Consider the following 12,361-nt stretch of genomic DNA (forward strand, 5'->3'; position numbering starts at 1 on the left):
GCGCTCGGCCGCTACACCCGTCGCACCATGCCCGCACCCCGCTCCCTGACCGCCCCCGCGCTCCTCCTCGGCGCGCTCGTGACGATCCTGGCGTGGTGGGTGCCCAACCGCCAGCAGGCCGGCGACGTGCCGATGGTGGCGGAGCGGTTCAACAGCGTCTCCTTCGCCCCCTTCCGCGAGGGGCAGAGCCCGCTGCGCGACAGCTTCCCCACCGCGGCGCAGGTGGAGGAGGACATCCGCCTCATCGCCCCGCGGGTCCGCGCCATCCGCAGCTATGCCAGCATCGAGGGGGATTACGAGACGGCCGAGCTTGCCGGCCGCCACGGCGTGCGGATGTGGAAGGGTGCCTGGCTCGGCCGCGACCTCCGCCAGAACGACCGCGAGATCGCCGCCCTGATCGCGACCGCCAACCGCCACCCGGATGTGGTGGAGCGCGTGGTGGTCGGCAACGAGGTGCTGTTGCGGCGCGACCTGCCGGTGGAGGAGCTGGCCCGCCAGATCGACCGCGTGAAGGCCGCCGTGCGCCAGCCCGTGACCTATGCCGATGTCTGGGAGTTCTGGGCTCAGTTCCCGGAGCTCGCGCGCCATGTGGACATCGTGACCATTCACATCCTGCCCTATTGGGAGGATGAGCCGCTGGGCGTCGATGTCGCCATGGCGCATGTGCGGGACGTGTATCGCCGCATCAAGGCGATGTTCCCGGACAAGCCCATCGCCATCGGCGAAATCGGCTGGCCCAGTGCCGGCCGCTGGCGCGAAGGCGCCGTTCCCTCCCGCGTGGACCAGGCGGTGTTCCTGCGCCAGTTCATCCAACTCAGCCGGGAGGAGGGATTCGACTACAACCTGATCGAGGCCTTCGACCAGGTCTGGAAGTACCGGAACGAGGGCACGGTGGGTGCGGCCTGGGGCCTCTGGACCGCCGACCGCCAGCCCAAATTCGATCTCTCCGGCCCCGTGCGGGAGAATCCCTGGTGGGCCTGGTATGCCGGCGCCGCGCTCGTCATCGGCCTCGGCCTCTTCGCCGCCACGGCCCGCGCCTGGCCCCGCGCGGCCGGCTGGAAGCTCGCCCTGCTCTCGGCCGCGCTCGGCAACGCGCTGGCCCATGCGTGGTGCGGCGGCTGGCCCTATGCCTTCGACGAGCATCTGAAGCTCGCTTTCGTGGTCAACCTCGCGGGGCAGATCCTGCTGGCCGCCCTGCTGCTGCGCCGCGCCGGCGCCCGCCTCTCCGGGGAGCGCGTCGAGCCCGCGCGCAACGGCGCCCAGGCGAGCGCGAACATCCGCTCCATCTTCCGCGGCCGTTTCCGCTGGCGGGACTGGCGCGCCTTCGCCTTCGAGGACCTGCTCTTCCTCTTCATCGCCACCGCGGCGGTCCTGCAGCTGATGCTGCTCTTCGATCCGCGCTATCGCGACTTCCCGTTCCCCACCTTCGCCGTGCCGCTGGTGGCCGTGATCGCGCGCGCCCTGCTGGGCGACCTGCCGCGCAAGGGCGGCGGCTGGGCGGAATGGCTGGCGGGCGGTGTGCTGGCGGCCTGCGCGATTGCCAGCGCGGTGAATGAGGGGCCGCACAACATCCAGGCGCTGGGCTGGAGCGCCTGCGCCATCGGCCTCGCCCTTCCTGCGCTGCTGCGGGTGCGGCCTTTCAGCCGGGCAGCGTGACCGCGCGCCCCGCTTCGGAAAGGAGGCGGAGCCCCTGCGGCGTCACCCGCACGGGCTCAGTGCGGATGAGCAGGCCCTGATCCACGGCCTCCTCCCACACGTCGAGCCGGGGGCAGGAGGTGCGCCAGGCCTCCATCACCTCGGCATAGGAACGGGGCCGGCGGGCCACCCATTCCACGAGGTCCAGCACCAGCGGCGCGACGATCGGGCTCATGCGCGGAACATCTCCCAGGCGCCCTGGGCGATGTAGTAGAGCGCGATGACGGTGATGATCCGCGTCGCCCAGGCGCGGTACTGCGTGTCCGAGAGCATCTCGAGCAGCGGCTTGGCGAGGGTGGTGCCGAGGATCGAGGCGCCCACGGCGAGCGCGGCCAGCACCGGGTCCAGCGACCCCGCCGCGCTCACCAGACCGCCGAAATAGAGAAGCTTCCCGGCATGGCTGAAGATCTGGCAGGCCGCCTTGGTCGCCACGATCTCCCGCCGCTCCAGCCTGCCGCCGAGGAAGAAGCTGTCCATCAGCGGGCCGGAGACGCCGGTGAGGATCATCAGCGCCATGCAGGCGGCGCCATAGAGCAGCCCATGCGCCAGCCGCTCCGGATCCGGCTTGAAGCGCGTGGGCAGGAGGCGGACGAGGAAGGGCGTCGTGCCCAGCATCAGCAGTGCCACGGGGCGGGAGGGGACGTAGTTGAGCAGGCCGAGCACCAGCACGGCCACCAGCGCGCCCAGCAGGTAGTTCGCCATCGGCCGCAGCCGCACGTAGCGCCACCACAGCGCCGCGCGCCAGCCATTGGATGCCATCTGCGTCACCGCATGCAGCACCATCGCATCCGCCACGGGCAGCAGCGCCAGCAGCACGCCGATGAGGACGAGCCCGCCCGCCATGCCGAACACGCCAGAGAGCAGGGCGGTGGCCACCATCAGCGCGGTCAGGCCCAGCATCATCATCGCGGTCATGCGGGGGCCTCGGGGCGTGCGGGTTCCATGCCGCCTGTTTCGGCGCATTGAACCGCCGGCGCAAACGCCGTTATCTCCGTCTCAGGCCAAGTTTTCCTTGGGGTGACAATGCGGCGCCTGCCATCCCTCAACGGCGTGCGGGCCTTCGAGGCGGCGGCGCGCAACGGCGGCTTCGCGGGCGCCGCGCGGGAGCTGAACGTCACCCCCGCCGCGGTCAGCCGTCTCGTCCACCTGCTGGAGCAGCGCCTGGGCGTCGCGCTCTTCGAGCGCGCGGCGAACCGCCTTCAGCTCACCTCCTCCGGGCGGCTCTATCAGGCGGGGCTCACCCCCTTGCTGGATGCACTCGCCCAGCTCACCGCCGATGTGACGGGGCGGGGAGAAGGACATATCGTCACGGTGGGAGTGGGCCCCACCTTCGCCATCCGCTGGCTCATCCCCCGGCTCGCCCTGTTGCAGCGTGAGGCGCCGGGGCTGGAGGTGCGGATCACCACGGGGGGGGCCGCCGCGCCTTTTTCCGACGGGTGGAGCTGCGGCATCGAGCTGGGCGACCGCCACCCGCCGGGCCTCGTCAGCGAGCCGCTCTTCTCGGCCGACCTGCTGCCCGTCTGCGCGCCCGCCATGGCCGCCGGGCTGGCCGGTCCGGGAGAGATCGACTCCGCGAGGCTGATCCGCGTGGCCCATGCGCCGGAGGACTGGCCACGCTGGCTCGCCGAGGCCGGGCTGGAGCGGCTGCGTCCGGCCGGGCCGGTCTTCGAGTTCTACGGCCAGGCGCTGCAGGCGGCGGTGGACGGAATCGGCATCGCGCTGGGCCTTCGCCCCTATATCGACGACGACCTCCGGGCGGGGCGGCTGGTCGCGCCCTTCGCCCTCAGCGTGCCCAAGGGCCGGCCCTGGACCCTCGTCTACCATCCCCGGCGGCGGGAGGAGCCGGGCTTCGCCGCCTTCCGCCGCTGGATCCTCCGCCTTGGGGCGGAGGAGGGCGGGCAGGGGCGGCTTATTCCGCCCGCAGGCCCCGTGCCTTGACCACCTCGCCCCAGCGGCGGAACTCCTCGGGGAACATAGCGGCGAAGGCGGCGCGGTCCCGCGTCGCGGGCAGGGCGCCGAAGCCGGCGATGCGCTGGCGGATGGCCGGGTCGGCCATTGCCTCGGCCAGCAGCGTGGCCATGCGCTCCACCCCCTCCGGCGGGGTGCCGCGGGGGGCCAGCATCGCCTGCCAGCCATCCACCTCCATGCCCTGGATCCCGGCCTCCGCGAAGGTGGGCACCTCGGGCAGCTCCGCCAGGCGCTCGGCGCCCGCCACCGCCAGGGCGCGCAGCTTGCCGGCGCGGATATGCGGGAGGACGGAGGAGAGGGTGAGGAAGCCCATGCCCACATTGCCGCCGAGCAGATCGGGCATCAGCACGCCCTCGCCGCGATAGACGACGCTCTCGATCTCCACGCCCGTGCGCTCGTTGAACAGCTCGGCGGTGAGGTGGGACAGGGTGCCGTAGCCAGAATTGGCGGAGGTCAGCGCCCCGCGCCGCGCCTTGGCCGCCGCCACCAGCCCCGCCACGTCCCGGATGGGCGAGGCGGCCGGCACCACGGCGAGGAAGGGGGTGGAGGCCACCAGCCCGAGGGGCACGAAGTCGCGCACCACGTCATAGCCGACCGGGTTCGGCTGCAGATGCGGCACGATGGTCATGCTGATGCTGCCGAAGAGCAGGGTATGGCCGTCATTCGCGCCCGCTGCCGCGGCGGTGCCGATGATGCCGCCCGCGCCGGCGCGGTTTTCGACCACCACGGGCTGGCCGAGCTTGGGCGCGAAAACCTCGCCCAGCATCCGCGCGAGACCGTCGGCGGGGCCGCCCGCCGCGAAGGGGACGATGATCCGCACGGGGCGGTTCGGCCATTCGGCGGCCAGGGCGGGGCGGGTGGCCAGGGCGGCGCCCCAGCTCAGGGCCAGGGCCAGGGCCGTGCGGCGCGTCAGGCGCATGGGGGGATTCCTCCGTTCTTGTCCGTCATTCAGCAGGGGCTCAGGGCAGGATGGCGCCGTCGGCCCGCAGCCGCGCCTGCAGCCGCGCGACATCGGCCTCCGCCACCGGGGCGTTGCCCTGCACGGCCTGGGCGGCCGCCAGCCCGGCGGCTTGGCCGATGGCCATGACGATCGGCATCACGCGGATGGCCGCATGGGCCTTGTGGGTTGCCGAGATGCCCCGCCCGGCGACCAGCACGTTGCCAAGGCCCTGCGGCACGAGGCTGCCGAAGGGAATGGCATAGGCATGGTCCGCGCCGAACTCCTCGAAATGCAGCCCGGCGCCCTTGGGCGGGTGGATGTCCATGGGATAGGCGCCCCAGGCGATCCGGTCTGGGAAGGGCGTGCCGGCATGCAGCTCCGCCTCGGTCAGCAGGTGCCGCCCGGCGACCCGGCGGCTCTCCCGCACCCCGATCACGGGGGCGGTGGCCACCAGCCGCCCGCCCGCGCAGCCCGGAACGCGCTCGGCCAGGAAGGCGGCGGCGGCCAGGGCCTGCCGGCGCCCCTCCACCTCGGCGGCGGAAAGGGCGAGCGGGTCGGTCGCGTCGAAGGCCACGCGGCTGATGTTGAACCAGGCATCGCGCGTGCCCTCGATGCGGCTGGCATGCAGGGCGGCGCGGGCCAGGCGGCCTTCCTCCACCCCCTGGCGGGCGAGCGCGGCGAGCTCGGGCCCCGGGATGGCCTCGAAGGCCTCCAGATCCATCGGGCCGAAGCGGAACATGGCCGTGGCGGGCTGCATGGATTGGCCCTCCGCCAGTTCGAGGAAGCCGGCCCCCGCGCGCGCGAGCAGGTCGAGATCGCCCGAGGCGTCGATGACGGCCTTCGCCTCCACGCGCCAGGGCCCCGCCTTGGTGAGGACCTGCACGGCCGCGATGGCGGGGCCGTCGCGCTCCACATCCAGCAGGGCGGCGTGGAAAAGCAGGCGCACGCCGGCTTCGCCGGCCATGGCATCCAGCACGGGCTTCAGCAGCTCCGGATCGTAGCAGACCCGGTCCATCCGGTGCCCTGTGGACATGGTGAAATGGGTGTGCCCGTCGCTTCCGCCGATCGCGCGCAGGCGCTCCACGATCTCCTCGGCGATGCCGCCCACGGTGCGGCGGCCCGAGCGTGTCTCCCATCCGACGAACTGGCCCACCGCGGCCGCCGTGGCCGCGCCGCCGAGAAAGCCCAGCCGCTCCACCAGCAGCGTGTCCGCCCCGGCGCGCGCGGCGGCGATGGCGGCCACCGTGCCGGCCATGCCGCCGCCCATCACCAGCACATCGGCCCTGAGGGTCGTCCTGTCCGCATCCACCATGGCCGGAGGCGGTAGCGGCGGGGCAGAGGGGCGTCAACGCCGCGCGCGGGCATTCCCGGCGCAACGGAGTCTGGCCCCGTGGCGTTCCATGCCCGGCTGCGCACGGCCGGCCATCCCCCGCGACACCCTCAAAACCCTCGCAGAAGGCAGACCGCCATGGCCCTCTTCTCCAAGCCCATCAAGACGCTCGACGACCTGTTCGTCCACACCCTGCAGGACATCTATTACGCCGAGAACCGGATCACGAAGGCCCTGCCGAAGATGATCGACAAGGCGACCGATCCGCAGCTGAAGCAGGGCTTCGAGCTGCACCTGCAGGAGACGAAGAACCAGATCACGCGGCTGGAAAAGGTGTTCCAGATGCATGGCCAACCCGTGAAGGGCGTCACCTGCGCCGCCATGGACGGCATCCTCGAGGAGGCCGAGGAGATCATGGGCGATGTGGGCGACCCAGAGGTGCTGGACGCCGCCATGCTCGCCGCCGCCCAGGCGGTGGAGCATTACGAGATCACCCGTTACGGCACCCTCGTCGCCTTCGCCCGCCAGCTCGGCCGCGCCGACTGCGCCTCGGTGCTCGAGGAGAACCTCGCGGAGGAGAAGGCGACCGACAAGAAGCTGACCATGCTCGCCGAGAGCAAGGTCAACCGTATGGCCGCCTGAGGCGTTACCGACTCCGCCTCGGACGATCCACCAGGGGCAGGGAGCGCCGGCCTGTCATCCCTAAAAGGGATGCGGGCCGGCGCTTCTCTGTCATGAGAGCCGCGCCATAAGCCTCGCCGCCAGCGCTGCGGCGTCGCCTCCCACCAAAACCGTCTTCTCGCGGGATGCGGCACCGGCCGTGACGGAAAGCCGCGATGGCGGCAGGTCCAGCTCCTCAGCCAGCAGCGCGCAGATCGCGCGGTTGGCGCGCCCGTCCTCCGGCGCCTCGTTCACCGCCACCTTGATCCGCGGGCCGTCCGCCGCGGCGACCAGGCCCTGAAGCCCCGGCCGCCGGGCCCGGGGCTGCGCCTTCACCCGCAGTTCCAGCCCGCCTTCCACCGCCCGCCAGGCGGTGTCGCGCGGGGCGAGAGCCATCAGGCCCGGGCGGCGGCGGTGGCCTGGCGGGCATTCGCCTCCACCCAGGCCCAGCCGCCCAGCGCGGCGCCGATCATCCCCCAGGTGGCGTTGAAGTTCAGCACCGCGATGACGCCCAGCGCCACGGCCGCGGCCCGGATGGCGAAGGGCGCGCCGATGAAGGCCCATACGCCCAGCGCCAGCGCCCCCGCGCCCCAGAGCTGCCAGTGCTGCAGCCAGAGCAGCACGGCGCGCGGCTGGCAGGCGAAGGGCGCCTCGGCGAGGTCGAGGCAGAGCGCGCCCATTTCACGCGGCTCCACCTGAAGGTGCCGGTAGGCCACCATCAGCCCGATGGCGGCGGCCACGGCCAGCAGGGCGAGGAGATCGCGCTTCGTCACGGTCATGCACGGGAATTCGCGCGATCGGACCTGTCATGCAAGCGGCATCATTGGGGCAGGTTCCGCCCGCCCATGCCTTGAACTGGCGGGCCTTGAACTGGCGGGCCTTGAACCGGCGGCCTTGAACCGGCGGGGCGGCGCGCGACCTGTGCGGGATGAACCTGCCCTTCCTCGACCGCACTCCCCGTGTCGCCGTCGTTCGCCTGCAGGGGGTGATCGCCCCGCGCGCCAACGGCCTCGCCGGCCCGACCCTCGCCGCCGCCGCGCTGGATCCCGTGCTGGAGCGTGCCTTCGGCCTCAAGCGCCTCGCGGGGGTCATGCTGGCGATCAATTCGCCCGGCGGGTCGCCGGCGCAATCCTCGCTCATCGCCGCGCGCATCCGCCAGCTGGCGGAGAAGAAGAAGGTGCCCGTCATCGCCTGCGTGGAGGATGCGGCGGCCTCGGGCGGCTACTGGCTGGCCTGCGCGGCGGACGAGATCATCGCGGACCCGACCAGCATCATCGGCTCCATCGGCGTCATCTCCGCCGGCTTTGGCTTCGAGGAGGCGATCGCGCGGCTCGGCATCGAGCGCCGCCTCGTCACGGCGGGGGAGGACAAGTCCTTCCTGGACCCGTTCCGCCCCGCCGACCCCGCCCAGCAGGAGCGGCTGCGCGCGCTGATGGAGGGGCTGCACCGCGAGTTCATCGGATGGGTCGAATCGCGCCGGGGTAGCCGCCTGCGGCCGAATGCCGAGCCGCTTTTCACCGGCCGCTTCTGGACCGGCCGGCGCGCCCTGGAACTCGGCCTGGTGGATGGGCTGGGCGACCTGCGGGGCGAGGTGACCCGGCGTTTCGGGGAGAAGGCACGCATCATCCCCCTTGGGGCGCGCCGCCCACGCCTGCCCTGGCGGCTGCTCTCCGGTGTGTCCCTCGACCCGGCGGCGGTGGTGGACGGGGCGCTGACGGCCGTGGAAGCGCGCGCGGCCTGGAACCGGATCGGCCTCTGATGGGCCAACGGAGCACTCGTCCCGGCGTTGGACTCGCCGGGCGGGCAGGCCCGCCCATGACCTGAATGGAGGCGCAGATGACCACCGAGAAGAAGGGGGGCGAACCCAAGCCCCGCGACCCCATGATCAACCAGACCGCCCAGACCGGGAACCCGCTGAGCAACCAGACCTCCAAGACCGGGAACCAGCTGGACTACGAGCCCGGGCAGCCCGTGCGGGAGTCGAACGACCCCGAGGGCCATGCGGGGAACCAGGGTCCGCAAGGCGCCTGACGCACCCCTTCCGCCCCGCGGCCTTGCTCCCTCCCGGCGGCTCGGCCATGCCTGCGCCCCTATGGCGAGGGGGAGCAGCGCATGCGGGTGGTCCGCGATCTGGCGGCATTGCGGGAGGCCACCGCTGGCCTGCGCGCGGGCGGGCGGGGGCTGGGTTTCGTCCCCACCATGGGCGCGCTGCACCGGGGCCACCTGGAGCTGGTGCGGGAGGCTCGCCGGCAGGCGGGGGGCGTCGCCGTCTCGATCTTCGTCAACCCGCTGCAGTTCGGACCCAATGAGGACCTGGCCCGTTACCCACGGGATGAGGCCGGTGACCTGGAGAAGCTGCGCGGGGCGGGTTGCGACCTCGTCTGGCTGCCGCCGGTGGAGGTCATGTACCCGCCCGGCGCCGCGACGGTGATCGAGGTGGACGGGCCTTCGAAGGGCTTCGAGGGCACCGCGCGCCCGGGCCATTTCCGTGGCGTGGCGACCGTCTGCGCGAAGCTGTTCCACCAGACTGGCGCCGACGTCGCGGTGTTCGGGGAGAAGGACTGGCAGCAGCTGCAGGTGGTCCGCCGCATGGTGGCGGACCTGGACCTGCCGCTCCGCGTCATCGGCCTTCCGACGGTGCGGGAGGAGGATGGGCTTGCCTTTTCCTCGCGGAACGCGCGGCTGGCCCCGGCCCAGCGTGCGCTGGCGCCCATGCTCGCGCGGGAGATGCGCGCGGCCATCGCCGCCATGGAGGCGGGGGCGGAGCCCGGGACCGTGCTGGCGGAGTCCACCGGCCGCCTGCGCCAGGCTGGCTTCACCCCGGATTACCTCGCGCTGGTAGAGCCCGAGACCCTGCGCCCCTGGCCGGCCGGCGCCACGGGCCAGGCGCGGCTGCTGGCCGCCGCCGGGCTGGGCGATGTGCGCCTGCTGGACAACATGCCGGCCGAACTGCCGGTGCGCTGAGGCGCCGGCGCTTCAGTGATGCGCATGGCCGCAGAGGCCATGGTCGGCCAGCACCTGGATCACGCGGCAGTCGCCGACCTTTCCATGTGCCCCGCATTCGGTCATCCGGCTGATCTCCCCGCGCAGGGCGGTCAGCCGGGCGATGCGGTCGTCGATCTCGGCCAGATGGGCCCGGGCGATGCCATCCACCTCGGCGCAGGGGCGTTCCGGCTGGTCGGCCATGGCGAGGAGCTGGCGGATGACCTCCACCTCGAAGCCGAGGTCCCGCGCATGGCGGATGAATCGCAGGCGGCGCACCGCTTCCTGCCCATAGAGGCGCCGGTTGCTCCCGGTGCGCGGCGCCTCGGGCAGGAGGCCCACGGTCTCATAGTAACGGATGGTGGGCACCTTCACGCCCGTGAGGCGGGAGAGGCCCCCGATCGGCAGCTCCATGGTGAAATTCCCCGCTTGATCCTCTAGTCGCTGGAGGATGTAGGGACGGGGGCCATGACAGCAAAGGCACCCGCGATGTCCGAGGCCCAGAGCACCACCCGCTACCGCGTGGAGGGCATGGATTGCGCCGGCTGCGCGACGCGCATCTCCAATGCGGTGAAGCGCGTGCCGGGGGTGGAGGATGTCTCGGTTTCGGTTGCCGCCGGCACGATGACGGTGCGCCATCAAGCCTCCCCGGATGTCGGGGACGCGGTGCTGCGGCAGCTTGGCGCGCTGGGCGGTTACACGGCCACTCCGCTGGCTCCGCGCAATGCGCCGACGCCGCCGGCCGCCCCGGCCTGCTGCGCGCATGACCATCACGACCATGCGGCACACGACCATGGCGATGGGCACCACCATGGGCACGCCACGAGCCGGGAGGGGGCCGGGGCCGGCGGCCTGCATGGCCATGCCCACGACCACGGTTCGAGCACAGGCCCCTGGTGGCGCAGCCCGCGCGGCATGCTGACCATTGCCTGCGGCCTCGCACTCGGCGCTGCCTATCTGCTGGGGCAGCTGCAGCCGACCCTGGGGCACTGGGCCTTCACCGCCGCCATGCTGGTCGGGCTGGTGCCGATCGCCCGCCGCGCCTTCGTCTCGGCTCGGCTCGGCACCCCCTTCTCCATCGAGATGCTCATGGTGATCGCCGCCGTGGGCGCCACCATCATCGGCGCCACCGAGGAGGCGGCGACTGTCGTGCTGCTCTTCCTCATCGGGGAGCTGCTGGAAGGCGTTGCCGCCGGGCGGGCCAGGGCCAGCATCCAGGCCCTGACCGGGCTCGTGCCCGCCACGGCCCTGCTCGAGCACGAGGGACGCACCACCGAGGTGCAGGCCGCCACCCTCGCCGTGGGCAGCACCATCCTCATCCGCCCTGGCGACCGGATCGCGGCCGATGGCGAGATCCTGGAGGGCGAGAGCGCGATCGACGAGGCGCCCGTCACGGGGGAGAGCACGCCCCGGCGGAAGGGGCGGGGGGAAGCGGTCTTCGCCGGCACCGTGAATGGCGACGGCGTGCTCCGCCTGCGCGTCACCGCCGCCGCCGAGGACAACACCATCGCCCGCGTGGTGCGGCTGGTGGAGGAGGCGCAGGAGAGCAAGGCCCCGACCGAGCGCTTCATCGACCGATTCTCCCGCTATTACACCCCGGCCGTGCTGGCGGTGGGCGCGCTGGTGGCCGTGCTGCCCCCTCTGCTCCTGGGCGGGTCCTGGGGCGAATGGGTCTATAAGGGCCTCGCCATCCTCCTGATCGGCTGCCCCTGCGCGCTGGTGATCTCCACCCCGGCCGCCATCGCGGCCGGGCTTTCCGCCGGGGCGCGGCGGGGGCTGCTAATGAAGGGCGGCGCGGTGCTGGAGGGGCTGGGGCGGATCGACTCCATCGCGCTCGATAAGACCGGCACCCTGACCGAGGGGCGCCCGCGCGTGACCGACCTGCTGCCCGTGGAGGGGGATGCCCGCGCGCTCCTCTCGCGCGCCGCCTCGCTTGAGACGGGGTCGAGCCATCCGCTCGCCCTCGCCATCCTTGCCCGGGCGGCGGCGGAAGGCGTGGAAGTGCCCTCGGCCACCGGGGCCGTCGCCCTCGGCGGCAAGGGCGTGAGCGGCCAGGTGGCGGGGGAGGGACTCTTCCTGGGCTCACCCGCCGCGGCGGCCGAGCGAACCGCCATCCCGCCGGAATGGACCGCACGCATCGGCGCGCTGAACGGCGAGGGCAAGTCCGTCTCCGTCCTCCTCGTGGAGAATCGGCTGGCCGGGATCATCGCCATGCGCGACGAGCCGCGCGCTGATGCGAAGGCGGGGCTTGACGCGCTGAAGGCCGCGGGCGTGCGCCCGGTGATGCTGACCGGCGACAACCGGCCCACGGCGGCCGGGATCGGCGAGGCGCTGGGCCTGCCCGTCCATGCGGAGCTGCTGCCGCAGGACAAGCAGCGGATCGTGCGGGAGATGCAGGGCCAGGGGCGGCGCGTGGCCAAGGTGGGGGACGGCATCAATGACGCCCCGGCGCTGGCCGCCGCCGATATCGGCATCGCGATGGGCGGCGGCACGGATGTGGCGCTGGAGACGGCGGATGCAGCCGTGCTGCACGGGCGGGTGATGGACCTCTCCCGCATGGTCGCCCTTTCGCGCCGGACCATGGGGAACATCCGCCAGAACATCACCATCGCCCTGGGCCTCAAGGCGGTGTTCCTGGTGACGACGATCCTCGGCGTGACCGGGCTGTGGCCCGCCATCCTCGCGGATACCGGGGCGACGGTGCTGGTGACGGCCAATGCGATGCGGCTGCTGCGGGTGCGGGACTGAGGCGCTCCCGCGCCCGGCCGCCTTCCTCGCGGGCCCCT

The 12,361-nt window shown here is 72.6% G+C and carries 14 protein-coding genes; 7 read left to right on the forward strand and 7 right to left on the reverse strand.

Annotated elements, in window-relative coordinates; translation table 11 throughout:
- The first annotated feature begins 27 nt into the window (after window positions 1-27).
- A complete protein-coding gene (locus BUB97_RS01205) occupies window positions 28-1,656 on the forward strand; it encodes a glycoside hydrolase family 17 protein (protein WP_073130509.1) in 1,629 nt (542 codons plus the stop codon).
- On the opposite strand, the gene BUB97_RS01210 is transcribed toward BUB97_RS01205, so the two are convergent.
- Window positions 1,640-1,870, reverse strand: coding sequence for a hypothetical protein (locus tag BUB97_RS01210; protein ID WP_073130510.1), 231 nt, complete (start codon window positions 1,868-1,870; stop codon window positions 1,640-1,642). The two genes, BUB97_RS01205 and BUB97_RS01210, sit on opposite strands and share 17 nt — an antisense overlap.
- Window positions 1,867-2,610, reverse strand: a complete 744-nt coding sequence (locus tag BUB97_RS01215; RefSeq protein ID WP_073130512.1) for a TSUP family transporter — start codon at window positions 2,608-2,610, stop codon at window positions 1,867-1,869. Before BUB97_RS01215 ends, BUB97_RS01210 begins: the two co-directional genes overlap by 4 nt.
- A gap of 108 nt (window positions 2,611-2,718) precedes the next feature.
- On the opposite strand from BUB97_RS01215, the gene BUB97_RS01220 reads away from it, so the two are divergent.
- The gene (locus tag BUB97_RS01220; RefSeq protein WP_073130514.1) at window positions 2,719-3,633 is read left to right on the forward strand and encodes a LysR substrate-binding domain-containing protein; all 915 of its coding nucleotides are present in this window, start codon (window positions 2,719-2,721) and stop codon (window positions 3,631-3,633) included.
- On the opposite strand, the gene BUB97_RS01225 is transcribed toward BUB97_RS01220, so the two are convergent.
- Window positions 3,605-4,582 carry a Bug family tripartite tricarboxylate transporter substrate binding protein gene (locus BUB97_RS01225; RefSeq protein WP_175562527.1) on the reverse strand — a complete coding sequence of 326 codons (978 nt, stop codon included), beginning with the start codon at window positions 4,580-4,582 and terminating at the stop codon, window positions 3,605-3,607. The genes BUB97_RS01220 and BUB97_RS01225 overlap by 29 nt on opposite strands.
- 40 nt (window positions 4,583-4,622) lie before the next feature.
- Window positions 4,623-5,915, reverse strand: coding sequence for an FAD-dependent oxidoreductase (locus BUB97_RS01230; RefSeq protein ID WP_073130516.1), 1,293 nt, complete (start codon window positions 5,913-5,915; stop codon window positions 4,623-4,625).
- A gap of 156 nt (window positions 5,916-6,071) precedes the next feature.
- Between BUB97_RS01230 and BUB97_RS01235 the strand changes: the two genes are divergently transcribed.
- A complete protein-coding gene (locus BUB97_RS01235) occupies window positions 6,072-6,575 on the forward strand; it encodes a YciE/YciF ferroxidase family protein (protein ID WP_073130518.1) in 504 nt (167 codons plus the stop codon).
- A gap of 90 nt (window positions 6,576-6,665) precedes the next feature.
- Here BUB97_RS01235 and BUB97_RS01240 read toward each other — a convergent pair whose 3' ends face one another.
- Both BUB97_RS01240 and BUB97_RS01245 read right to left on the reverse strand, forming a co-directional pair.
- Window positions 6,666-6,989, reverse strand: a complete 324-nt coding sequence (locus tag BUB97_RS01240) for a DUF167 domain-containing protein (RefSeq protein WP_073130520.1) — start codon at window positions 6,987-6,989, stop codon at window positions 6,666-6,668.
- Window positions 6,989-7,372 carry a hypothetical protein gene (locus tag BUB97_RS01245; RefSeq protein ID WP_073130522.1) on the reverse strand — a complete coding sequence of 128 codons (384 nt, stop codon included), beginning with the start codon at window positions 7,370-7,372 and terminating at the stop codon, window positions 6,989-6,991. Before BUB97_RS01245 ends, BUB97_RS01240 begins: the two co-directional genes overlap by 1 nt.
- 149 nt (window positions 7,373-7,521) lie before the next feature.
- Between BUB97_RS01245 and BUB97_RS01250 the strand changes: the two genes are divergently transcribed.
- The 3 genes from BUB97_RS01250 to panC all read left to right on the forward strand — a co-directional run bounded on the left by BUB97_RS01250 (window position 7,522) and on the right by panC (window position 9,557).
- A complete protein-coding gene (locus BUB97_RS01250) occupies window positions 7,522-8,352 on the forward strand; it encodes a S49 family peptidase (protein ID WP_073130524.1) in 831 nt (276 codons plus the stop codon).
- 77 nt (window positions 8,353-8,429) lie between these two features.
- Window positions 8,430-8,624: a hypothetical protein gene (locus BUB97_RS01255; RefSeq protein ID WP_073130526.1), complete on the forward strand. Its 195-nt coding sequence runs from the start codon at window positions 8,430-8,432 to the stop codon at window positions 8,622-8,624.
- An 81-nt stretch (window positions 8,625-8,705) separates the two neighbouring features.
- On the forward strand, window positions 8,706-9,557 hold the full coding sequence (gene panC, locus BUB97_RS01260) for a pantoate--beta-alanine ligase (RefSeq protein WP_073130528.1): 852 nt from the start codon (window positions 8,706-8,708) through the stop codon (window positions 9,555-9,557).
- 12 nt (window positions 9,558-9,569) lie between these two features.
- Here the strand turns inward: panC and BUB97_RS01265 are convergent, their stop codons facing one another.
- On the reverse strand, window positions 9,570-9,989 hold the full coding sequence (locus BUB97_RS01265) for a MerR family transcriptional regulator (protein ID WP_073130529.1): 420 nt from the start codon (window positions 9,987-9,989) through the stop codon (window positions 9,570-9,572).
- 54 nt (window positions 9,990-10,043) lie between these two features.
- Between BUB97_RS01265 and BUB97_RS01270 the strand changes: the two genes are divergently transcribed.
- On the forward strand, window positions 10,044-12,323 hold the full coding sequence (locus BUB97_RS01270) for a heavy metal translocating P-type ATPase (RefSeq protein ID WP_217659541.1): 2,280 nt from the start codon (window positions 10,044-10,046) through the stop codon (window positions 12,321-12,323).
- Window positions 12,324-12,361: the final 38 nt, after the last annotated feature.

The sequence above is a fragment of the Muricoccus roseus genome (genome assembly GCF_900141905.1).
GTDB lineage: Bacteria > Pseudomonadota > Alphaproteobacteria > Acetobacterales > Acetobacteraceae > Roseomonas > Roseomonas rosea.